Below are 21,524 nucleotides of genomic sequence, written 5' to 3'. Positions count from 1 at the left end.
GACGGATGAGATTTCCGTGAGATTCGCCGGAATCCTGTGAAGGAGGGAACGCGGCGGGTCGTTTTCCCGTCCGGGGTCGGCGTTCCCGCCGGCGCCGCCTGCGTGACCGCTCGGACACCCAGCGTCCTGACGGGGGACCGTCAGGCAGTGTCCTAAACGTCCGTCACTCGGTTAGATGAGCGTGGACACCAGAACACCCCGCACTTCGACGGGGGGAGGAGCACCCGGGTTCGACGAGCGCGTGCTGACCATGGCACGGGTGCCGAGCGATCCCGCCCAGGTCATCGTCAACCACGCGAGCTTCCGCGTGCAGCTCGGCCCGGCCTCCTCCCGCGCCCTCGGCGTCGATGAGACGGTACGGATGCCGGCCGTCCGGCGCGGCCGGCCGGTGGTGTGGTCGGGCCACACCTCGCCCGAGTTGACGCAGGCGGTGCGCAGGCAGGTCGACGCCGCGGCCGCCGTTTCGGGGAGTGCGGGTGCCGCGACGCAGGTACTGCCGCGGATCGACGAGACGTCCGTTCTGCCACCCGCCGTCCCCACGGTGGTCGGCCAGCGGGCGCCGTACGACACCCCGTTGATCGGCACCAGCGGTCGCGGTTACAGCGACGACGAGGACGACGGGTACGACGACGGCTACGGGAACGGGCCCGATGCCGGTGACCGGGACGGCGACGGGCGTGACGGCGCGCACCGCCCGCGCGGGCGCCGCGACTCCGTCAAGCACGCCTACTACCCGCACCGCCGGATGAACCTCGGCATCGTGCTGCTGCCGCTGCGGGTCTTCCTCGGCTTCGTGTCGATCTACGCGGGCATGGGCAAGCTGTGCGACCGGGTCTACTTCGACGGCGGCAGCCGCGGCTCGATGGTCAAGTGGCTCTCGTCGCTGCACCCGTGGGCCGCGGCGGAGCCGTTGCGCGACGCGGCGCTCAACCACCCGGTGGGCGCGGGCCTGTCCATCGCCTTCCTCCAGGTCGTGGTGGGCGTGCTCACCGTGTTCGGACTGTGGCAGCGGGTCGCCGCGTTCTTCGGCGCCATCCTGTCGATCGCCCTGCTGGTCACCGTGAGCTGGCGGACCGTCCCGGTGTACGACGCCCCCGACTTCATCTACCTCGCCGCCTGGAGCCCGCTGGTGATCGCCGGTGCTCCGGTGTACTCGATCGACGGCCACCTCGCGGGCGACGCCTGGCGGCGGCTCGGCCCCCGCGTCACCCTGTGGGACCTGCGCCGCCGCGTGCTGCGCAGAGGCGCGGTCCTCGCCACGGTCACCATCGGCCTGACGCTGCTGGTCGGTTCGGTGCTCGGCGCCGCGGTCCGCGCCAGCACCACCGAGCACGGCCACGCGGGGCCCGGCGGCACGCCCGTGAACAACCTGCCCGGGTCCCCGCTGCCCGAGGTCTCCGGCGGCGACAGCTCCGGCGCGACCACGGGTGCCACCGCCGACCCGACGCGTTCGGCGGCTTCCGCCGGCAGCGGGAAGAACGGCACCAAGGGCGCGAAGTCCGGCTCCACGCCCAGTGCTTCGCAGACTCCGAGCGGCGGCGGCAGCACGCCGCACAGCACCCACACCACCATCGGCACCGGCGGCGGCTCCACCGGGTCCGAGTCCGAGGGTTCCTCCGGCGGCAGCAGTGGGGGCTCCCCGGTGACGCAGGCGCCGCCGCCCGCCGAGACCCAGGCCCCGCCGCCGTCCGCGCCGCCGGCCACGAAGCCCTCGCAGGGGGCGATCGGCGGACTGCTGGGCAGCGGGCCGCTGTTGGGCCTGGCGAACCACGAGGGGCCTTCGGCGGGCCCACAGAACACGGCCTGACCGCCTGACGGCCTGCCCGGCCCGACTGTTCGACGGGGCGCCCCCTTTGGAGGGGGCGCCCCGTCGCGTTGATGCGCATGGGTGGGCCGGGCAACGGAGTTGGGCAGCGGGGCGAGGCGGCGGCGCGGAGTCGGGCTGAGCGGGATGGGCCGGCGCGGGACTTGGGTGCCGTGGGTTCGGCCGTCGCGCGGTCGGGTGCCCGCTACTTCTCCTGCGCGCCCAGTTCCTTGGCCGCCTCGTTGAGGTCCTTCGCCGTGTCGATGGCCCGCCAGTACGCGCCGTGCGGGATCGGGAACCCGGCGAGCCGGCGTTCGCGGGCCAGCCGCGGGAAGGTGGTCCGCTCGTGGTCGCCGAGGTCGGGCAGCATCGCGGTGAACTCGGGGGCGAAGACGTACACGCCGGCGTTGATGAGGTACGGCGAGGGCGGCGACTCGATGAAGTCCAGTACCTGCCCGAACTCGTTGGTCTCCACGGCGCCCCAGGGGATGCGCGGGCGGGCCAGCGCGAGCGTCGCGACGGCGTCGCGCTCGTGGTGGAACTCGGCCATCTCGCGCAGCGGGAAGCGGGTCCAGATGTCGCCGTTGGTGGCGTACCAGGGCTCGTCGGGGCGGGGCAGCGAGCCGGCCGCGAACTTCAGGCCGCCGCCGCGGCCCAGCGGTTCGTGCTCGATGACGGCGGTGACGCTGAGAGGGAGCGGCGTCACGTCCAGCCACTCCTGGAGCACTTCGGCGAGATGGCCGCAGGAGATCACCGCGTCGGTGACGCCTTCGGCGGCCAGCCAGGCCAGTTGGTGGCCGATGATCGGCGTGCCGGTGCCGGGGATCTCCACCATCGGCTTGGGCCGGTCGTCGGTGTACGGCCGCAGCCGCGAACCCTGGCCGCCGGCGAGGAGGACCGCCTGGGTGACCGGGGTGGGCGCCCCGCCGCTCGCGTCCTGGGCGACGGGGCGCGGGGCCGCCGCACGCGAGGAGGCGGGCGAGGCGGGCGGGGCGGAGGCGGGCGAGGCGGTGTCGTGCTGGGGTCGTCGGTCGGCGCGCGTCATGCAGCGCACCCTATGCGACGAGGGGCGTACGGCCCGTGCGGTGCGGGCCGTACGCCGGTGCGCGTCCGGGCGCTGAGTGCGCCCGCTCGTCCCTTCAGCCGACGGATGCCACACCCGTCGCGAACGCGGTGTCGCACACCGGCCGGGACCATGCCTGCGCGCGGTGGGCGGCGCCGTCGTACTTGGCGACGGCCGCGCGGCCCAGCGAGCGGGCGATGGAGGCGCAGTAACGGGCGAGGGAGGGCTGCTTGGCCATGGCCACCTGGAGGTCGGTCAGGGCGACGCCCGGGTCCTTCTCCTGGAGTTCGGCCAGCAGCTTCTGGCGCAGCGCTTCCTGGGGCGCGAGGGACGCCTGCTTCTTCGTCGACGCCGCCGTGAGCACCGATCCGTCCGAGGACGAGGCTGCCCACGGAACGCGGGTGACGGCGAGCGTCCCCGAGAGCACGAGGACGACCGGAAGAACGAGCGCGAATGTCTTGCCGAGACGGCGAGCTACCTGGTTCACGCATCGGATCGTAGCGACTGGTGATGATTTGGCGACATTTAGTCACTCTGACGAGCGAGGTGAAACGGGGCAGCCGCAGTCACCGTGTTGACGAACCCACCCGAAAGGCCGGATTTGCGGATTTTTGTGGGGGTGTTGGCGGGGGCCTCGCGGGGGTGGTGGCACGTGGGCGTCGTCGCCGTGGTCCCGGGTGCGGCGGCGGGCGTCGTGTCGTACGTCGGCGGGCGCCTTGCCGCGCGGGCCGCATACGACGGCGGGCCGGTACGTCCGTGGTGGACGTACCGGCCCGCCGGCCTACCGCTCGGTGGTGCCGTGCGCGCGCCGTCAGTCGCTGAGGCGCTCGCCGGTGGAGGTGGCGAACACGTGGGTCTCGCCCGAACGCGGCACGACGTGCAGCACGGCGCCCTTCTCCGGGATCTCGCGGCCGCCGACCCGGAGCACCAGGTCCTTGTGCTCGCCGTTGACCTCGGCGGAGCCGTACACGTAGCCGTCGGCGCCGAGTTCCTCGACGACGTTGACGGTCACGGCCAGGCCCTCGGGGCCCTCCTTCGACAGGCCGCTCGCGCCGCTGCCGGAGGTGATGTCGAAGTGCTCGGGGCGGACGCCGACGGTGACCGTCTTGTCACCCTTGTCAGCCGCGGCCTGCACCGCGTCGCGCGCCACGTTCACCACGCTGTTGCCGAACTTCACGCCGCCGTCGGTGATCGGCACCTCGACCAGGTTCATCGCCGGGGAGCCGATGAAGCCCGCGACGAAGAGGTTGGCCGGACGGTCGTACATGTTGCGGGGGCTGTCGACCTGCTGCAGCAGACCGTCCTTGAGCACCGCCACGCGGTCGCCCATCGTCATGGCCTCGACCTGGTCGTGGGTGACGTAGACGGTGGTGACGCCCAGCCGGCGCTGCAGGCTGGCGATCTGGGTACGGGTCTGCACGCGCAGCTTCGCGTCGAGGTTCGACAGCGGCTCGTCCATGAGGAAGACCTGCGGCTCACGGACGATCGCGCGGCCCATCGCGACACGCTGCCGCTGGCCACCGGAGAGGGCCTTCGGCTTGCGCGCGAGGTAGTCGGTGAGGTCGAGGATCTTCGCGGCCTCTTCGACGCGCTTGCGGATGTCGGCCTTGTTGACGCCGGCGATCTTCAGGGCGAAGCCCATGTTGTCCGCGACGGTCATGTGCGGGTAGAGCGCGTAGTTCTGGAACACCATCGCGATGTCCCGGTCCTTCGGCGGCAGGTGCGTGACGTCGCGCTCACCGATGCGGATGGCGCCGGCGTTGACGTCCTCCAGCCCCGCGAGCATGCGGAGCGAGGTCGACTTGCCGCAGCCGGACGGGCCGACCAGCACCAGGAACTCGCCGTCCCCGACCTCGATGTCGAGCCCGTCGACCGCGGGCTTGTCGCCGCCCGGGTAGATCCGGGTCGCCTTGTCGAACGTGACAGTTGCCATGACTGTATACAGTCCCTTCACCGGCAGGAACGTGCCGGACGATCCGAGTAAAGGAAGCTTCCGGAGCAGCTCCGGAGGTGTTCCGCGAAACCGAGCAGCCCGCCTCGACAGCGGGTTCTCCGTGACGCTACCTGCCGATTCCCCCCTTGTCACCAGGCCCAGGGGCAAGATTTTCCGCACACCCCGCTCACCCCCGCCGGTACACTGACCCTCACGCCTCCTTAGCTCAGTTGGCCAGAGCGACGCTCTTGTAAAGCGTAGGTCGTCGGTTCGAACCCGACAGGGGGCTCCCGACAAGGCCAGGTCACACAGTCCGTGACCTGGCCTTTCCGCATCCTCTGGGGTCGATGGAGCGCAGAGGTCCCGAAACCGGTGCTACGCCCCGGTGCGGACCTGAATGAGACCGTACGTGCCGCTGGTGCGCCATTCCTCCTCCGTCGCGTCCAGCCCGGCGACCACCGGTTCGTCGAGGCCGACGATGACGTCCGACTTCAACGTGCGCAGGGCCGCCACGGGGGACGGGAAGTGGCCGACCCGCTCCGCGAAGGGTGAGGTGGGCGCCCAGAGGCGGTCGCCGACGAGACGGCGGTAGTTGAGGTCGCCCTTGACGATCGTCATGGCCGCGCCGGAGAGCTCGGCCCGGAGGTCGGCGGGCAGGTCGGAGAAGGGCAGCGGCGCGCAGAGGAACGGATGGGTGCGGATCGCGAGGGTGCCGTCGTTCATCGCCTGCCAGAGCCTGCCACCGATCCGTCCCGCCTCCCGGCCCGCTTCGGCGCGGAGGCGGTCGAGCGTCGCCAGGACGTCGGCGGTGGTCGCGTCCGACACGTAGTAGGGGGCGGGTTTGACGTACAGGGCGACCTCGGTGGCCTGTCCGGCTGTGAGGAGGTGGTCGATCAGGACGAGGTCGGGGAGCAGCTCGCGCCCGGCGTTGTCCGCGAGGAGACAGACCCGCGGACTACCGGACGCGGCGAGCGTGGACCACAGGAGCGGGCTGTCGTCCGCGAGCAGGGCGGGGCGGGCGTCCCCGGCCGGGCCGGTGAGCCGGAGGGCGAGGTCCGCGCGGTTGCCCCACAGCGCCGAGGCGAGCAGCACGTCGGACCGCTTCTTGGCCGGCAGGGACGGCAGGTCGTCGAGGGCCGCCAGCTCGTCTACGACCGCGGGGCCGGCCAGTTCGGCGTTCTTGAACGGTGCGAAGGGGTCGATGCCGTGCCAGGCCCCGGGCCGGAAGTAGCCGGTGGCTTCGAGTAGCCGGCGGTAGAAGTAGCTCTCGGCCCACAGGAACGGCGCCTCGTCCCACGGCTTCCCGAACAGGTCCGCGCCCCACTCCCGCCACTGCCGGTGGTCGTGGGCGCTCGTGCCGAGCGGCTGCAGCACACCGCCGGTGCTCTCGACGAGGAGTTCCTCGACCGCCGCCCGCTCGGCCGGCCCGTACGGCAGCGCGTCGAGCACCTGCCGGACGAGCTTCGGGTGCCGCTCGTGGAAGACGCCCCAGGCGAAGGAGCCGGGGACATCGCTCAGGATCGTGGGTGCGGTGGGCATGTTCGGGCTCATCCCTCTCCTCTTCGGTCGCGCGGTGCCTGGCGAGAGGAGCTATACCAGCGCGGCCGGGGTCGGCAACGCGTCCGGCGTGTCGAGGCGGAGGGGCGTCTCAACATGGGGAGCGCGTCGGCTCGCGCGGGAGGCGCCGCACCATCGATCCGCAGGACTTCGCACTCCTCGAAGAGGCCCGCAGGAGCCTGCCGGACGGGTTCAAGGTCGAGCTCTCCGGCGACATCATCGTGATGACGGTCGGCGCCTCCGGCATCCACCAGCGCAACCTGCTGGTGGTCAGGCGCCAGTCGCTCTTCAGCCGCCCCGACGGGGGGGAAGTACCACCGCCGTGAGGACGCCGACTTCGGGGAGAGCCTGAACATCCCCGAGCCGTTCGGATTCGACCTGGGGACGGCGACGTTGCTGCCGTACGCCTGAGCGGGCCCGATCGCGTGACGGACGTCGGGGGTGTCGCGTAAGTTGCTGCCCGGTGGGGGCGGGGCGTGGCCTCGGCTCCATCGGGCATCCGTCGCTGGGCGGGTGGACGGGGTCCGCAGGCGCAGGGACCGGGCCGAAAGTGGCCGCGGGTACGGGGGGAAGAACATGTTCAGCGTGTACGGACGGATGACCGCGCTGCCGGGTCGGGGTGAGGAACTGGTCGCCGTGCTCCTCGAGGGATTCCGGGTGTGCGTCGCGGGCGGGGGACTGCTCGGCTACACCGTCAACACGGCTATGGACGAACCGGACACGGTCTGGCTCACCCAGCTGTGGAGCGGCAAGGACGCGCACGATGCGACGACCCGCTCCGAGCCGGTCGTGGCCGTGACCTCCCGGGTGCCCGCGCTACTCGCCGGGCAACCCGAGGGCTGCTACGGGAACGCCGTCCACGTGCACGGCCTGACCGACGCGGCCTGACCGCCCTCGCCCGCACGGCTGACGACTACCACGCCTCCTTGTCATGCACGGCTTCTGGACGACCCTCTACCAGGTCGTCGAGGACTGACGCCCGACCCCGTCGTCCCCGCCGGGACCGTGACACCCTCGGCGGGGACCCGGCCCGACTCCCGTGCGGGAACGGGCCGTTCGCGGAACCGGCGGAAGACCGGGATCGGCGGGAGACCGGAACCGGCGGAAGACCTCAGCCCCCCTCGCGGGGAATCCAGTCGGTGTTGCCGATCGGGTAGTCGTAGCCGGGGCGGTCGACGTCCGCGCTGGTACGGAACGTGGTGCCCTCGTCGTTGATGAGGACGGTGCCGTGGCGGTCGCCGCTGGTCCAGTCGAGGGAGAGCTGCCAGCGGACGTCGTGCGCCGCGGTGTGGGCGATGACGTAGAAGACCTCCGGGTCGGACTCGCTGACCTTGTACGGGAAGTCGCGCTGGCCGTTCTTGGCGACGGCCGTGGGGCTGCCCTTGTCCAGGTCGACGTCGAAGGACTTGGTCCCCACCCCGCCGCCGCAGCCGACGCCCATCGAGTAGTCGTTCCACGCCAGCGGCGCGTCCTTGGACTCGACGCTGACGTGCAGCGCCTCCAGGACCACGGTGTCCGAGCCGGTGCCCTGGATGGTGAGGGCCACGTCCTGCTCGCCCGAGGAGACCGCGCCGTAGACGGCGGCCCAGTGCGTCGCCTCGTCCTCGCTCGCGGGCGGCCCGACCCGCGCGGGTGGGTTGTTGACGAGGAAGTGCTGGCTGCACGGGTCCTCGTAGGCGTAGGGGCGGGTGTGGACGGTGAGGGGGACGGCGTTGCCGGCGCCGGTGGGCCAGGCTCCCGCGGTCGTCCCGGGGTCGTGCGAGGCGCCGGTTCCGGCGGTGGCGGATTTCGAGGTGGACGGGGAGGTGGACGGAGTGCGGCTCGGCCCGCTCGTGGACGGGGTGGCGGACCGCCCCTCGGAGTCGGCGGCGCCGGTGCTCGCGGCGGGGCCGAGCGCCTGCCGGTCCTTCGTGTCGTCCCCGCCGCCGCCCCACGGCGGATGCACGGTGAGCAGCGCGGCTATGAGGACGGCGGCCATCCCGGCGGAGGCGATCAGCGCGGTACGGCGTCGGCGCGGCCTCGGCGGCTCCTCGTCCACGCGGACGACCAGCGGCTCGTCCGTACCACCGTCTCCCTGCCCCTGCCCGTCCCCGCCCGCCTGCGCGAAGTCGCCCGGTGCGCCGGGCCCGGTGGGGGTCGCCGCGGCAAATCCGTTGGCGGGTACGGCGGGTGAGGCGGTCGGGCCTTCGGCCGCCTCACCCGGACCCTCGCTGCTCGGACCCGTGTCCTCGTCCCGCGCCGCCGCCGCGCCCTCCCCCCTGAATCTGCGCGCCGCATCCGCCAGGACATAGCCCCGGTGCAACTCCACGAGCTCCTGCGGCGTCGCCCGGCACACCCGCGCGAGGCGCTCCACCGGCGCGTACTCGCTCGGGAGCGCCGTGCCGTTGCAGTAGCGGTGCAGCGTCGACGTGCTCATGTGCAGCCGCTTCGCCAGCGCCCCGTAGCTCAGCCCCGAGCGGTTCTTGAGTTCGCTGAGCAACCTCGCGAACTCCTCGGTCTCCCTTGCCCCTGCCACCTGCTCCTCCATCCGCAGCGTCCCGCGCGCCCATTCCAGGGGTACTGGATTCCGCCTGATCAGAGCGGGTCTCGGTGTTCCAGCGTCCCCAACTGCCTGCCATACGTGGCGGTTGGGACATGCCACCCCACAAGCTCCTCACATCCAAGCACCACCCGCCCCACAACTGCGAAAGAGGCGCGGCCGCATGTTCAGGATGTTCAGGATTCGCTGGTCCGCCACCCGTCTCGCGGGCGCCGCGGCGACCACGGTTCTCGCCGCGCTCTGCCTGACCGCATGCGACGACGGGACCGGCGTCCGGGACGAGGGCACCGCGAGCGACACCGCCACCCTCGGGTCGCCCACGGCAGGCGGTCCCAAGCCGGCACCCTCCACCGCGGCCCCCTCCGTTTCCTCCGCTCCTCCGGCCTCCTCTGCCCCCTCCTCCCAATCTTCGAAGGCTCCGAACTCCGACGTCGCGGCCGGCACCTGCGAGAGCACCGGCACCAAGTTGGTCGCGGCTCCGCTGAGTCGACCGGTGGACCACCTCCTGCTGACGGTCACCAACACCGGCAGCAGGACCTGTTACCTGTACGGGTATCCGGCGCTGCGGTTCACTGGTGCGCAGGCGCTGCCGCCGGTGATCGAGGACTCGCACCCGCAGGCGGTGACCACGCTGGGGCCCGGCCAGTCGGGTTACGCCTCGGTGATCCTGTCCGCGGCCGACGGGAGGGGCACGAACGGCCGGACCGCCAGGACCCTGACGGTCTGGCTCGTCGGTCCGACGGGCACCGGGAGCGCCGGCGCGGCGGACCACCCGTCGCTGCCCGCGCAGGGCGTCCACATCGACGACACCCTCACGACGACCTACTGGGAGCAGTCGATGGACGCGGCCCTGACCTGGTGAGGTCAGGGCGGGGCGACGGCGACGCGATGGGGGACTCCGCCATGATCCGTCCGAGGCGTGCGGATTGAGGGGGCATTGTACTGATGGAGTGTCAGAATTTCATGTACCAGGGACACTTGCCATCCGCGTGTCGGATCTTGGTGGTACGATCGCCCCGCTTGCCAGGCTAGCCAAAGCGTGCAGAACAGACGGCGATCGGGTCGAGGATTCACCACTCCGAGGAGCACCATGCCGCAGTCGGGCATGGACCTCGTGAGTGCCGACGCGTCTGAGCTGTCGCCGGCAAGGCGCGTGCGACGCCCTGGGGCGTGCGAGTGCCGTACAGCACTGTCCCGCACCAGCATGTCCCGGACGCAGAGACGCAGCCCCCCTCCAGTCCCTGGTGGTCGTCTAGTCGCTTGAAGAGAGTCTCATGACGCATTACATACAGGATCCCGCGCTCTGGGCTCTGGTCGCCGGCGTGCCGCTGGCTGCCACCGTCATACTCCGCGACAGAAAAGCGCGAGCCAGACTGCGCAAGGAGAAGGCCGAGCTGGAGAGCCGCTACACCGACCTCGAGGGCAGCTACTCCGAGTCGGTGCAGGAGGCCCGGGTCCGCGCGGAGGATGCCACCAAGAGCGCGCTCAAGTCGGCCATGCGGACCCTCCAGGGCCTGGCCAACGAGCAGCAGCTGGCGATCTCCAAGGCGCAGGACAAGTTCGGCGAGCACCACGTCCTCCAGGACCTCCTGGAGATCGACCACATGAACTCGCAGTTCGGGCGGCGTGCCCAGTCCATCGCCGTGCTCTGCGACGGCTGGCTGGGCCGGCAGCGGGTGGCCGCGTCGGTCTACGACGTGGTCCGCAGCGCGAAGGGCCGGATCCGCCACTACACCCGGGTCGAGATCCGCTCCCAGACCAACTTCGCCCTCACCGGCCGTGCCGTCGAGCCGGTGGCCCTGGCGCTCGCCGAACTGCTGGACAACGCGACCAGCTACTCGGCCCCCGACACCCCGATCGACATCACCACCCGCACCGTGCCCAAGGGTGTCTGCATCATCATCGACGATGCCGGTGTCGGTATGAACGAGGAGGAGAAGGCGCGCGCCGACCAGCTGCTCTCGGCCCAGGGGCCGAAGGGCGTGGCGGGACTCGGCAACCCGCCGCAGTTCGGCTTCGCGGTCATCGGTGTGCTCGCCCAGCGCTACGGCTTCAACGTGTCGGTCGACTCCTCGTCTCCCTACGGCGGTGTCCGCGCGGTGGTGCTTCTTCCCGAGGAGCTTCTGACCAACATGCCCGAGCCGAAAGAGCCGCCGATGCCCCGTACGCCCGCGGCGTCGGGGGCTTCCGCGGCACCTGCGGCGTCCGGCACCGCCGGGCCGGCGGACGGCCCGCCCGCGTCCACCGCCGGTGGACTGCCGAGACGGAGCCGGAAGGGCTCGATCTCCATCGTGCCGCGCGCGGACGCCCCCACCGCGGCGCCCACCCGGTCGAATGAGGAAGCCGCCTCGATCATGGGCGCCTTCCAGCTCGGGACGCAGTCCGGGCGCTCCGCAAACAGGGAAGGGCACGATCCGCAGTGAACAACGACCTGTCATGGATGCTTGAGAGCGCCCTGGAGGTTCCCGGGGCACGTCACGCGATCCTGATCTCGGCGGACGGCCTGCTGATGGCCCGTTCCCAGGGGGTCAGAAAGGACGAGGCCGACACCGTCGCGGCGGCCATGAGCGGCATCCAGTCGCTGAGCCGCACGATGGGGGCCTTCTGCGGCAGCCCGGAGATGGTCTGGCGCCAGACGCTGGTGGAGTTCGACGGCGGCTGGGTCTTCCTCATCTCGGCCGGTGCGGGCGCCTACCTCGCGGTCTCCTCCGCTCCCGACGTCGACATGGCGGCCATCACCTTCCGGATGCAGCAGCTGGTCAGCCAGCTCGGCAAGGTGCTGACCGCTCCGCCTCGTGAAAACTCGAGTACCCAGGTATGAACGAACCGGATGAACCCATAGTGGAGTCCCCGGAATTAGTGCGTCCGTACGTCATCACCAACGGACGGGGACTGCCGGAGGACGGCCAGTTCAACCTGATCACCCTGGTCACGGCGTCCGACCAGCCGCGTCCCGCGCACCTCGACCCGGAGAAGCACAGGGTCCTCGACCTGTGCGCGGGGGGCATGCTGTCGGTCGCGGAGATCGCGGGTCACATGAAGCTGCCGATCGGCATCGTCAAGGTCGTGCTCTCCGACCTCTCGTCGGAGGGCTACCTGGTCGTGCGCCCGCCGGTGCCTCGCGCCCAGCTCGCCGACGTATCGCTCCTGCAGGAGGTGCTGGATGGGCTCCACGCCCGGTTCGGCTGATGCCGTCTACCTGGACGGCGGCGTGAAGACCGCGGCCAAGATTCTGGTCGTGGGGCACTTCGCGGTCGGAAAGACGACGTTCATCGGCACCATGTCCGAGATCCCGCCGCTGCGCACCGAGGAGCGGATGACGCAGGCGGGCGCCCAGGTCGACGACCTCATGGGCGTCCGGGGGAAGACCACGACCACCGTGGCGATGGACTTCGGCCGCATCACGCTGAGCGAGAAACTCGTCCTCTACCTCTTCGGAACGCCCGGGCAGGAACGCTTCGTCCAGGTGTGGGAGGACATGACCAAGGGTGCTCTCGGAGCGCTGATCCTGGTCGACCCGGAACGGCTCAAGGAGTCCTTTGCCGTGATCGACCTGGTGGAGCAGTACGGGCTTCCCTACGCGATCTCCGTCAACCACTTCGACGACACGGCGATCCGCTCCGACGACGAGTTGCGCGAAGCCCTCGATCTCCTGCCCGAAACCCCCATCGTCACCTGCGACGCCCGCGACCAGAAATCATCCGCCGACGCTTTGATCGCCCTGGTCCGGTATCTGCAGACGCGTACTGCTAGGAGCATGACGTGAGCACCGAATCAGGCTTCCCCTCCCCTCCGCCGGGCTGCCCCGCCCATGGTCGAGTGCCCCTGCACGGAGCCGAGTTCCAGGCCGACCCGGATTCGTACTACGCCTGGATGCGCAACTTCGGGCCCACCGCGCCCGTCGAGTTGGCGCCCGGGGTCGAGGCCACGCTCGTCACGGACTACACCGCGGCGCTGCAACTCCTCCAGGACCCGGACACCTTCAGGAAGGACTCGCGCCGCTGGCGCGCGTTCAACGAGGGGAAGATCAGCCCGAACAGCCCGGTCGTGCCGCTGCTCGCCTACCGTCCGAACTGCATGTTCACCGACGGCGCGGACCACCTGCGGCTGCGTCAGGCGGTGACCGACACCATGGCCCGGGTGGACAGCCACCAGCTGAAGCGGAATGTCGACCGCATTTCCCGTTACCTCATCGAGCAGTTCAACTCGCGCGGTTCGGTCGATCTGCTCAACGACTACGCCAAGCTGCTGCCGCTTTTCGTCTTCAGCGAACTCTTCGGCTGCCCCGCAGACATCGGCGACCGGGTCATCTTCGGTATCAACGGCATTTTCGACGGAATCAACGCCGAAAAGGCGAACGCGGTTCTCGCGCAGAGCGTTGCCGAACTCGTCGCACTCCGGCGGTCAAAGCCGGGCGACGATGTCACGTCGTGGCTCATGCAGCACCCGGCACAGCTCAACGACGAGGAAATGGCGCACCAGCTCGTCCTGCTGCTGGGCGCGGGCGCGGAGCCGTTGCGGAATCTCATCGGCAACGGGCTGTGCCTCATTCTCTCCGACGACCGCTACTCCGGTGGCGGCCTGCTGGTCGAGGACGCCATCGACGAAGTCCTGTGGAACAACCCGCCGATGTCCAACTACGCGCCCCACTACCCGGTGGCCGACACCGAGTTCGCCGGGCGCCACCTGAACGCCGGTGAACTCGTCCTGGTCAGCTTCGCGGCGGCCAACACCGACCCGGCGCTGTCCGGCTCGCGCCAACTGCTCAGCAAGCGCGCCCACCTGGCCTGGAGCACCGGCCCGCACGGCTGCCCCGCGAAGGACCCGGCGCAGCTGATCACCGTCGCGGCCATCGAGAACCTGCTCAACGAGCTGCCGGACATCGAGCTCGCGGTGCCCGTGGACAGCCTCACCTGGCGCCCCGGACCCTTCAACCGCGCCCTGGCCGCGCTCCCGGCCCGGTTCGAGCCGATACGCCAGGCCCCAAACCCCGCGACTGCGGCCCAGAAGGGGCAAGCGGGGACAAGCGGAACCCAGGGTCGACCGCAGGGGAAGGCGGAAAAGGGCGGCTTGTGGAGTTCGTTCCTGGCCTGGTGGAAGGTGTGACCCAGGTAACAACGTGCATATGCCTGGGCCTTACATGATCATTCGCCGGGACGGGTAGTCACCAAGGCGAAAATCGTTGGCCAGGACCTAAGGAGCAGCCGTGCCTGCCGCCGTCGACCCCCCCGTCCATCGGCGTACCGCAGTCTCGCCGATATCCCGGCTACCAGACAACCACTCCGGTATATCGAACATCCGTTCCTCCTACAAGAGGAAACACCCCACAGCCGAGGTCCCGCCCGTAGAACCCGCCCTCCGGGGCGGGTATCTTTTCGCCCTCGGCGGGAATGTCCCGGCATTTCCGTCCACAACCGGAGGGGACCGGTGACCGCCCGCTGTGCGTCGATGCACGGCTCGGCCGGCACCGGTCTTCCCCCGTCGGACCCGGGTCGGCTGGGTGATCTCGTCACCGCCCAACTCGGCCGGCTGTGCGAGGTCGCGCAGTTCGACCGTGCGGACGCGCAGACGTACGCCCGGGTCCTGACCGACGGTCTCGGTCCGGTGGCAGTACGGTCGTTGGCGCTGCCGCCGCCTTCGAACAGCTTCCTGTCCGACGACCACACGCCGGTGGAGTTCTCCCTCGCCTTCCAGCCGGGCGCGACCCCGGCACTGCGGGTGCTGCTGGAACCGGGTGCCGGCACCGAGGATCTGGCGGCCAACGGCCGCACCGGCCTGCGGGTGATCCGCGAGATGGCCGAGCGCTGGAAGTTCTCCACCGCCCGGCTGGACCAGCTCGAGGACCTGTTCTTCCCCGCCTCGCCCGAAGGCCCGCTCGCCCTGTGGTGCGCGCTGGACCTGCGGCCCGGTGGCGTCCCGGGGGTGAAGGTCTACCTCAACCCGGCCGCCAACGGATACGACCGCACCGAGGAGACGGTGCGGGAGGCCCTCGCCAGACTGGGGTACCGGGACGCCTTCGACACGCTGCCGAGCGGGGACGGCTTACCCTTCGTCGCCCTCGACCTCGGAGCGTGGAAGGCGCCGCGGGTGAAGGTGTACGTCACCCACGAGCAACTCGTTGCGGAACAGGCCGCCGAGATTCCCCGGGGGGCGTCCGACCGGGAGCGGGACGAGGCGCGGAGCTTCTTCCGCACCATCGCCGGCGGATCGGAAGAGGGCGGTGACGATGGCGAAGGACCGCTCATCCGGCGCGCCCTGACCTGCCACTCCTTCACCGAGACCGCGACCGGTCTGCCCAGTGGCTACACCCTGCACATGCCCGTCCGCGGCTACGTCCGCGACGACGGGCAGGCCCGCGGGCGCGCGGTGGCCGTACTGCGCCGCCTCGGCATGGACAGCGCGGCCCTCGACCGGGCACTGTCCGCCGCGACCTCGCGCCCGCTGGACGACGGGGTGGGCCTGCTCGCCTACGTGGCGCTGGTCCACCAGCGCGGCCAGGCCCCGCGGGTGACCGTCTACGTCTCCTCGGAGGCGTACGAGGTCCAACCGCCCCGCCAAGCGCTCCGGACCGGGCGCTGAACGCACCTCCGCACGACCGAAAGACAGGAGTAGTGGTCTGCATGGAGCCGTACCGCATCAAGGTTGTAGAACCCATCCCTTTCACGACACGGCAGCAGCGTGAGGAAGCGCTGCAGCGCGTGCACTACAACCTGTTCGACCTGCGTGCCGAGGAGGTGACCATCGACCTGCTGACCGACTCCGGCACCGGCGCGCTGTCCGCGGCGCAGCTGGCGGCCGGCATGGCCGGCGATGAGTCCTACTCGGGTTCGCGCTCCTTCTACCGGTTCCACGAGACGGTGACGGAGCTGACCGGGTACTCCCACATCCTGCCGGCCCACCAGGGGCGCGCGGCCGAACGCGTCCTGTTCAGCACGTTGTTGGAGCCGGGCCGGCTCGCCCTGTCCAACACGCACTTCGACACGACCCGGGCCAACGTCGAGCTGGCCGGCGCGGAAGCGCGCGACCTGCCGTGTCCCGAGGCACGGAACCTGGACGACCCGGCACCCTTCAAGGGAAACATCGACCTGGAGGAGCTGCGCCGCACGCTCGCCGGGCCGGAGGGCTCCCGGGTGGCGATGGTCGTGATCACCATCACCAACAACGGTGGCGGGGGGCAGCCCGTCTCCATGGAGAACCTCAAGCAGACCTCCGCGCTGTGCCGGCAGCACGGCGTGCCCTTCTTCCTGGACGCGGCCCGGTTCGCCGAGAACGCCTGGTTGGTCACCCGGCACGAGGACGGCTACCGCGACCGCACCCCGCGGCAGGTCGCGGAGGAGGCGTTCCGTCTCGCCGACGGCTGCGTCATGAGCGCCAAGAAGGACGGCATCGTCCACATCGGCGGCTTCATCGGGCTCAACGACGGGGAGCTCGCGCAGCGTTGCGAGCTGCTGCTCATCGCCACCGAGGGGTTCGCGACGTACGGCGGCCTGGCCGGGCGCGACCTCGACATGATGGCGCAGGGGCTCAAGGAGGTGACCGAGCCGTCCTACCTTGCGGAGCGGGCCGACATCGCCTCGCACCTCGCCCACCGGGTGCGCTCGGCGGGCGTGGACCTCCTCGAACCGCCCGGCCTGCACGCGCTCTACCTCAACGCGGGGCGGCTGTTCCCGCACATACCGTCCCACCAGTACCCCGGCCACGCCTTGGCCTGCCAGCTCTATCTCGAAGGGGGCATCCGCTCGGCCGAGTTGGGCTCCCTCTACCTCGGCGAGGAGGACGAGGACGGCAACCCGGTGAAGAGCGCGCCCTACGAGCTGGTCCGGCTCGCGCTGCCGCGCCGCGTCTACACCCGCAGCCACTACGACCACGTCGGCGAGACCCTGGCCCGGATCGCCAAGAACGCGGACAGCGTCCACGGTTACCGGATCGTCGACCAGTCCCCGATCCTGCGCCACTTCCGCGCGACGCTCGTCCCGGTCCCGGCCGGCGGCTGACCGGAGCGGGGCAAGCGGGGCCGCGGGCCGGGTCGGGCACCTTCCGACCCGGCCCGCGGTGCGTGCCGACGCGACGGCGCCGCGAGCGGGAGGAGCGCACTGTGCGCCCTCCGCGGCGGGGGCGCAAACGCACGCGTGACGGGCCCGGAACGGGGCAACTCCCGCCGTGTGGCCGACTTGTCGGTGTTGGCGTGTAATGGGAGCTATGCGACCGCCATCACGTGGGTCGCTCTGACCGTGCCAGGCGAACAGCCCCCCAGGGAGTCCTCGTGAGGCATCACGCCAGAGCCTTCATCGCCGTCGCCGGAGCCGTTTTCGTCGCCACCGCGGCGACGGCCTATACCGACGGTAATAGCCACGCTCCGTCCGCTGCCGCCACCTCGTCCTCCTCGTCGACGGTGTCCGCCAAGTCGGGTTCACTGGGCAAGATCCTCGTCAACGGCAAGGGGCAGACCCTCTACCTCTTCCAGGCCGACAAGACCAGCAAGTCCACCTGCAACGGATCGTGCGCCAAGACCTGGCCGCCCTACACGGTGAGCGGCAAGCCGACGGCGAAGAACGGCGTGCAGAGCGGCAAGCTCTCCACCAGCACCCGCAGTGACGGCTCGAAGCAGGTCACGTACAACGGCCACCCGCTCTACACGTTCTCCGGCGACAAGAAGGCCGGGCAGACCAACGGGCAGGGCCTGAAGGTCTTCGGTGCGAAGTGGTACGTCGTCGGCACCAACGGCAAGCAGATCACCAAGACCACCTCCACCTCCACCCCCTCGGTGGGCGGCTACTGACCCTTCCGCCCCCCGGATGCGCCGATCGAAGCCCCGGCTCCGACCGGCGCATTCCGGTGCCCGGCGCCCTATACGGACAACGGTGCCCCCTCCCCGGCGCGTGGGTGCCCTGACGGGCGACGGTGCCCCCTCCCCGGCGCGGGGGTGCCCTGACGGGTGAGGGTGCCCCTCCCCGGGGCGTGGGTGCCCTGGCGGGCGAGGGCCCCTCCCAAGGGGCGCGAGGAACTGCGCGAGCAACCGGCCACCGGCCGGTGGTCCGGCATCCCCGCCGTGGGGGCTGGGCGTGCGGGCCCCCGGCTGCGCCGTCGTGGCTGGCCGCGCAGTTCCCCGCGCCCCTGCAAAGCGCCCTTCGCCCGCAAGGGGAGCCCCGGCCCGGGGCATGGGCCGCGTGCGGGGCGACGGCAACCTTCAAGGGGCGCGGGGAACTGCGCGAGCAACCGGCCGCCGGCCGGTGGTCCGGCATCCCCGCCGTGGGGGCTGGGCGTGCGGGCCCCCGGCTACGCCCTCCCGGGGGCCAGGGTGCCCCGACGGGAGACGTCCACCACCGGCCGGTGGTCCGCGCACTCGCCGCGGGGTTCGGCCCGCAGACCCCCGGCCGCGCCGTACTCACCCCCGAGCCAAAGAGCCGTACTCACCCCCGAGCCAAAGAAAAGACATCGGAGGACGCCCCACCGCACCCCCACCACATCCGTGAAGCTTCCCCCGCCGAACCCACATTGATCCGACCCCTTACTCACTCCATTGACGTGTTCCTGCCGAGTAGCTAACTTCGCCAGAGAGCGCTCTCCCCTCGTCGGCGTCGCCAGACGCCCTGAGTCCCGGAGTCCCCCCATGTGCGCACTCGAACCAGCAGGCGCCCCATCTCCGTACGGTGCGACAACGTTGTCAGTTCTCGTTGGTCACTCCGGAGCCGCGCTCTTCCCGTGCAGTCGGACAACGTTGTCACACTCACGAGCAGAGGAGAAGTACCCGCGATGACACGACTGTCGAGACCACCCGGAGCTGCCGTGATCGGCGTGCTCGCGGCCGCGGCACTGGCCGTGGCCGGGATGTGCACTCCCGCGTCGGCGGCCGGGAAGGCCGCGCTCGTCACCTCGCCGTCCACGCTGGTCAACCCGTTCATCGGGACGTCCAACCAGGCCGACGACTTCCCGGGCGCCGACGTGCCCTTCGGCATGGTCCAGTGGAGCCCGGACACGCCGTCCCGCCCGTCCGGCGGCGGCTACGAGTACAACGACTCGACCATCACCGGTTTCAGCCTCACCCACATCGCCGGGCCCGGTTGCGGCGCGGCCGGCGACGTGCCGGTGCTGCCCACGGTGGGCGCGGTCAACACGGGTGCGACGGACGCGTTCTCGCACGCCAACGAGTCGGCGTCCGCCGGGTCGTACAAGGTCGCGCTGAACAACGGGGTGACCACGGAGCTGACGACGACGACCCGCAGCGGCATGGCGCGGTTCACCTTCCCGTCGTCCACCCAGTCCAACCTGATCTTCAAGCTGACCGGCAGCCAGAACGGCGCCTCCAACACCCAGTTCACCAAGGTGTCGAGCACCGAGGTCAGCGGGCAGGTCACCAGCGGCCACTTCTGCGGTGCGGGCAACACCTACACCGTCTACTTCGACATGGTCTTCGACCAGCCGTTCACCACCCAGGGCAGCTCGGCGGCGAAGGCCTCGACGCTCAAGCCGTCGACCTCCGGCACCGCGTCCAAGAACGCCGCGGAGAAGCCCAACGCGCCGATGCTGCACGGCACGACGCCGAAGGCCACCACCTCGAAGGCCGCGAAGGGCACCGTCTCCCCGGACGCCGCCGCGTCGAACGGCTACGTCACCTTCAACACCACCTCCAACCCGGTGGTGCAGGCGAAGGTGGGCGTGTCCTACGTGTCGGTCGCCAACGCGGTCGCCAACCGTACGGCGGAGAACTCCGGTTGGGACTTCAACGGGACCCGCACGGCCGCGCAGAACTCCTGGAACAGCGTGCTCGGCAAGGCGCAGATCGCCGGCGGTACGGCCGCGCAGCAGCAGAGCTTCTACACCGCGCTCTACCACTCGCTGCTGCACCCGAACGTGATCAGCGACACCAATGGCCAGTACTACGGCTTCGACGGCAAGACGCACACCGTGGACTCCGGCCACAGCGCGGCGTACGCCAACTACTCGGGCTGGGACATCTACCGCTCCCAGGCCCAACTCGAAGCGCTGATAGCCCCGCAGGCGGCCTCGGACACGGCGCAGTCGATGGTCGACGACTACACGCAGACCGGCCAGTTCCCCAAGTGGTCGGAGAACAACGGTGAGTCGTACGTCATGGTCGGCGACCCCGCGGACGCCATCCTCGCGGACTACCACGCGTTCGGCGCCACCAGCTTCGACACCTCCACCGCGCTGACCGACATGGTGGCCGAGGCGAGCAAGACCAACAACAACCGGCCGGGCCTGAACTACCTGAGCTCGCCCGGGTACATGCCGCACGACGGCAGCTACGGCTGCTGCAACTTCTACGGTCCGGTGGCCACGACGCTGGAGTACAACACCGCCGACTTCGCGCTCTCCGCGATGGCCGGGCGGCTCGGTGACAGCGCCGACCAGAAGACGTACGCCAACCGCGCGCAGGACTGGCGCAACGTGCTCAACCCGGCGTCCGGCTTCGTCGAGCCGCGCAACGCCAACGGCTCGTGGACCGGCGGCTTCGATCCCACCAGCGGCACCGACATGGTCGAGGCCGACTCCTGGATCTACACCGGGATGGTGCCGTTCGACGTCGGCGGCCTGGCCAAGGCCAAGGGCGGCAACGCGGCGATGAACGACTACCTGGACACCACGCTGCGCAGCTTCACCGGCGCCAACGGCTACGCCTGGGTCGGCAACGAGCCGAGCATCGAACTTCCCTGGGAGTACGACTACACCGGCGCGCCCTACAAGACGCAGGGCACGGTGCGCGCGATCCAGGACCAGATCTGGGCGAACACCCCCGGCGGGCTGGCCGACGGCAACGACGACCTGGGGGCGATGAGCGCCTGGTACGTCTGGTCCGCGCTCGGCATGTACCCCGAGACCCCGGGCACCTCCGATCTCGCCCTCGGCTCACCGCTGTTCACCCAGGCCGTGGTCACCCTGCCGTCGGGCAAGACACTGACGATCAACGGCAATGGCGCCGCGGACAACGCTCCTTACGTGCAGTCGGCGACGTGGAACGGCGCGGCCTGGAACAACGCCTACGCTCCCACCACGGCGATCACCGCGGGCGGCACGCTGAACTACACGCTCGGCACCACCGCCAACACCTCCTGGGCGACGGCGGCGTCCGCGGCCCCGCCCTCCTACGCCGGTGACACCACGGCGCCGGCCTCGCCGCGGATCGGCGCGATCGGTGCCGGGGTGGGCTCGAACCTGTGCATCGACGATGCGAACTCCTCCACCACCGACGGGAGCCACGTCCAGATCTGGGGCTGCGACAGCACCTACGCCCAGGACTGGATCATCGCCGGCGACGGAACGGTCCGCACCCTCGGCAAGTGCCTGGACGCCGACCACAGCGGGACCACCAACGGCACGCTGATCCAGCTGTGGACCTGTAACGGCAGCGGGGCCCAGCAGTGGACCGCCGGTGCCAACGGCTCGCTGGTCAACCCCGAGTCGAACCTGTGCCTGGACGACCCGAACTCCGCCACGACGAACGGCGCCCAGCTCCAGCTCTACACCTGCAACGCTTCGGGCGCGCAGCACTGGACGCTGCCCAGCTGATTCCACCGGCCGGACAGCACTCACCACGCCCTCGTGGACCCCGTTCGAAGGGACGGAGCCCACGGGGGCGTTCGGCTGCCGGGCGGCTGCCCGACGGCTT

Annotated in this window: 17 protein-coding genes and 1 tRNA gene; 13 read left to right on the top strand and 5 right to left on the bottom strand. The window is 70.6% G+C overall.

Annotation, left to right across the window (positions count from 1 at the left end):
- Window positions 1–250: 250 nt before the first annotated feature.
- Complete coding sequence (locus tag C4U44_RS31725; RefSeq protein ID WP_407642922.1) at window positions 251–1,807, top strand: DoxX family protein; 1,557 nt, start codon at window positions 251–253, stop codon at window positions 1,805–1,807.
- A 202-nt stretch (window positions 1,808–2,009) separates the two neighbouring features.
- Here C4U44_RS31725 and C4U44_RS31720 read toward each other — a convergent pair whose 3' ends face one another.
- The 3 genes from C4U44_RS31720 to C4U44_RS31710 all read right to left on the bottom strand — a co-directional run bounded on the left by C4U44_RS31720 (window position 2,010) and on the right by C4U44_RS31710 (window position 4,800).
- On the bottom strand, window positions 2,010–2,849 hold the full coding sequence (locus C4U44_RS31720) for a nucleotidyltransferase family protein (protein WP_103889515.1): 840 nt from the start codon (window positions 2,847–2,849) through the stop codon (window positions 2,010–2,012).
- Between the two features lie 94 nt (window positions 2,850–2,943).
- On the bottom strand, window positions 2,944–3,354 hold the full coding sequence (locus tag C4U44_RS31715; RefSeq protein ID WP_103889514.1) for a hypothetical protein: 411 nt from the start codon (window positions 3,352–3,354) through the stop codon (window positions 2,944–2,946).
- Between the two features lie 324 nt (window positions 3,355–3,678).
- Entirely contained in the window at window positions 3,679–4,800 is a 1,122-nt protein-coding gene (locus tag C4U44_RS31710; RefSeq protein ID WP_103889513.1) for an ABC transporter ATP-binding protein, read from the bottom strand.
- Window positions 4,801–5,015: 215 nt separating this feature from the next.
- Here C4U44_RS31710 and C4U44_RS31705 point away from each other — a divergent pair.
- A tRNA-Thr gene (locus C4U44_RS31705) sits at window positions 5,016–5,089 on the top strand.
- An 86-nt stretch (window positions 5,090–5,175) separates the two neighbouring features.
- On the opposite strand, the gene C4U44_RS31700 is transcribed toward C4U44_RS31705, so the two are convergent.
- The gene (locus tag C4U44_RS31700; RefSeq protein ID WP_235032493.1) at window positions 5,176–6,339 is read right to left on the bottom strand and encodes a damage-control phosphatase ARMT1 family protein; all 1,164 of its coding nucleotides are present in this window, start codon (window positions 6,337–6,339) and stop codon (window positions 5,176–5,178) included.
- 594 nt (window positions 6,340–6,933) lie between these two features.
- Here C4U44_RS31700 and C4U44_RS31690 point away from each other — a divergent pair.
- On the top strand, window positions 6,934–7,245 hold the full coding sequence (locus C4U44_RS31690) for a putative quinol monooxygenase (protein ID WP_103889511.1): 312 nt from the start codon (window positions 6,934–6,936) through the stop codon (window positions 7,243–7,245).
- A gap of 223 nt (window positions 7,246–7,468) precedes the next feature.
- On the opposite strand, the gene C4U44_RS31685 is transcribed toward C4U44_RS31690, so the two are convergent.
- Window positions 7,469–8,884, bottom strand: coding sequence for a transcriptional regulator (locus C4U44_RS31685; protein WP_103889510.1), 1,416 nt, complete (start codon window positions 8,882–8,884; stop codon window positions 7,469–7,471).
- Window positions 8,885–9,059: 175 nt separating this feature from the next.
- On the opposite strand from C4U44_RS31685, the gene C4U44_RS31680 reads away from it, so the two are divergent.
- The 10 genes from C4U44_RS31680 (at window position 9,060) to C4U44_RS31635 (ending at window position 21,424) form a co-directional block, all read left to right on the top strand.
- Entirely contained in the window at window positions 9,060–9,758 is a 699-nt protein-coding gene (locus tag C4U44_RS31680; RefSeq protein WP_322973710.1) for a DUF4232 domain-containing protein, read from the top strand.
- A 412-nt stretch (window positions 9,759–10,170) separates the two neighbouring features.
- Window positions 10,171–11,319: an ATP-binding protein gene (locus tag C4U44_RS31675; protein ID WP_103889509.1), complete on the top strand. Its 1,149-nt coding sequence runs from the start codon at window positions 10,171–10,173 to the stop codon at window positions 11,317–11,319.
- Window positions 11,316–11,717, top strand: a complete 402-nt coding sequence (locus tag C4U44_RS31670; RefSeq protein WP_103889508.1) for a roadblock/LC7 domain-containing protein — start codon at window positions 11,316–11,318, stop codon at window positions 11,715–11,717. The genes C4U44_RS31675 and C4U44_RS31670 overlap by 4 nt, the downstream gene beginning before the upstream one ends.
- Window positions 11,714–12,085 carry a DUF742 domain-containing protein gene (locus tag C4U44_RS31665; protein WP_103889507.1) on the top strand — a complete coding sequence of 124 codons (372 nt, stop codon included), beginning with the start codon at window positions 11,714–11,716 and terminating at the stop codon, window positions 12,083–12,085. The genes C4U44_RS31670 and C4U44_RS31665 overlap by 4 nt, the downstream gene beginning before the upstream one ends.
- Complete coding sequence (locus tag C4U44_RS31660) at window positions 12,060–12,662, top strand: GTP-binding protein (RefSeq protein ID WP_103889506.1); 603 nt, start codon at window positions 12,060–12,062, stop codon at window positions 12,660–12,662. The genes C4U44_RS31665 and C4U44_RS31660 overlap by 26 nt, the downstream gene beginning before the upstream one ends.
- Entirely contained in the window at window positions 12,659–14,002 is a 1,344-nt protein-coding gene (locus tag C4U44_RS31655) for a cytochrome P450 (RefSeq protein WP_103889505.1), read from the top strand. Before C4U44_RS31660 ends, C4U44_RS31655 begins: the two co-directional genes overlap by 4 nt.
- Window positions 14,003–14,323: 321 nt before the next feature.
- Window positions 14,324–15,475, top strand: coding sequence for a tryptophan dimethylallyltransferase family protein (locus tag C4U44_RS31650; RefSeq protein ID WP_235032492.1), 1,152 nt, complete (start codon window positions 14,324–14,326; stop codon window positions 15,473–15,475).
- 41 nt (window positions 15,476–15,516) lie between these two features.
- Window positions 15,517–16,890 carry a tryptophanase gene (locus C4U44_RS31645; protein WP_103889503.1) on the top strand — a complete coding sequence of 458 codons (1,374 nt, stop codon included), beginning with the start codon at window positions 15,517–15,519 and terminating at the stop codon, window positions 16,888–16,890.
- Window positions 16,891–17,159: 269 nt separating this feature from the next.
- Complete coding sequence (locus C4U44_RS31640) at window positions 17,160–17,675, top strand: COG4315 family predicted lipoprotein (RefSeq protein WP_235032491.1); 516 nt, start codon at window positions 17,160–17,162, stop codon at window positions 17,673–17,675.
- A gap of 974 nt (window positions 17,676–18,649) precedes the next feature.
- A complete protein-coding gene (locus C4U44_RS31635) occupies window positions 18,650–21,424 on the top strand; it encodes a lectin (protein WP_235032490.1) in 2,775 nt (924 codons plus the stop codon).
- Window positions 21,425–21,524: the final 100 nt, after the last annotated feature.

It is taken from the genome of Actinacidiphila yanglinensis, assembly GCF_900107965.1.
GTDB lineage: Bacteria > Actinomycetota > Actinomycetes > Streptomycetales > Streptomycetaceae > Actinacidiphila > Actinacidiphila yanglinensis.
Note: the sequence above shows the minus strand (reverse complement) of the source record. Positions and strands in the feature narration are given on the sequence as shown.

What these genes read in the sequence shown, in the direction of transcription:
- C4U44_RS31720 (WP_103889515.1), bottom strand. Translation starts at nt 2,849, where the DNA reads ATGACGCGCGCCGACCGACGACCCCAGCACGACACCGCCTCGCCCGCC.
- C4U44_RS31690 (WP_103889511.1), top strand. Translation starts at nt 6,934, where the DNA reads ATGTTCAGCGTGTACGGACGGATGACCGCGCTGCCGGGTCGGGGTGAG.
- C4U44_RS31635 (WP_235032490.1), top strand. Translation starts at nt 18,650, where the DNA reads ATGACACGACTGTCGAGACCACCCGGAGCTGCCGTGATCGGCGTGCTC.
- C4U44_RS31660 (WP_103889506.1), top strand. Translation starts at nt 12,060, where the DNA reads ATGGGCTCCACGCCCGGTTCGGCTGATGCCGTCTACCTGGACGGCGGC.
- C4U44_RS31645 (WP_103889503.1), top strand. Translation starts at nt 15,517, where the DNA reads ATGGAGCCGTACCGCATCAAGGTTGTAGAACCCATCCCTTTCACGACA.
- C4U44_RS31725 (WP_407642922.1), top strand. Translation starts at nt 251, where the DNA reads ATGGCACGGGTGCCGAGCGATCCCGCCCAGGTCATCGTCAACCACGCG.
- C4U44_RS31680 (WP_322973710.1), top strand. Translation starts at nt 9,060, where the DNA reads ATGTTCAGGATGTTCAGGATTCGCTGGTCCGCCACCCGTCTCGCGGGC.
- C4U44_RS31665 (WP_103889507.1), top strand. Translation starts at nt 11,714, where the DNA reads ATGAACGAACCGGATGAACCCATAGTGGAGTCCCCGGAATTAGTGCGT.
- C4U44_RS31700 (WP_235032493.1), bottom strand. Translation starts at nt 6,339, where the DNA reads ATGCCCACCGCACCCACGATCCTGAGCGATGTCCCCGGCTCCTTCGCC.
- C4U44_RS31710 (WP_103889513.1), bottom strand. Translation starts at nt 4,800, where the DNA reads ATGGCAACTGTCACGTTCGACAAGGCGACCCGGATCTACCCGGGCGGC.
- C4U44_RS31685 (WP_103889510.1), bottom strand. Translation starts at nt 8,884, where the DNA reads ATGGAGGAGCAGGTGGCAGGGGCAAGGGAGACCGAGGAGTTCGCGAGG.
- C4U44_RS31675 (WP_103889509.1), top strand. Translation starts at nt 10,171, where the DNA reads ATGACGCATTACATACAGGATCCCGCGCTCTGGGCTCTGGTCGCCGGC.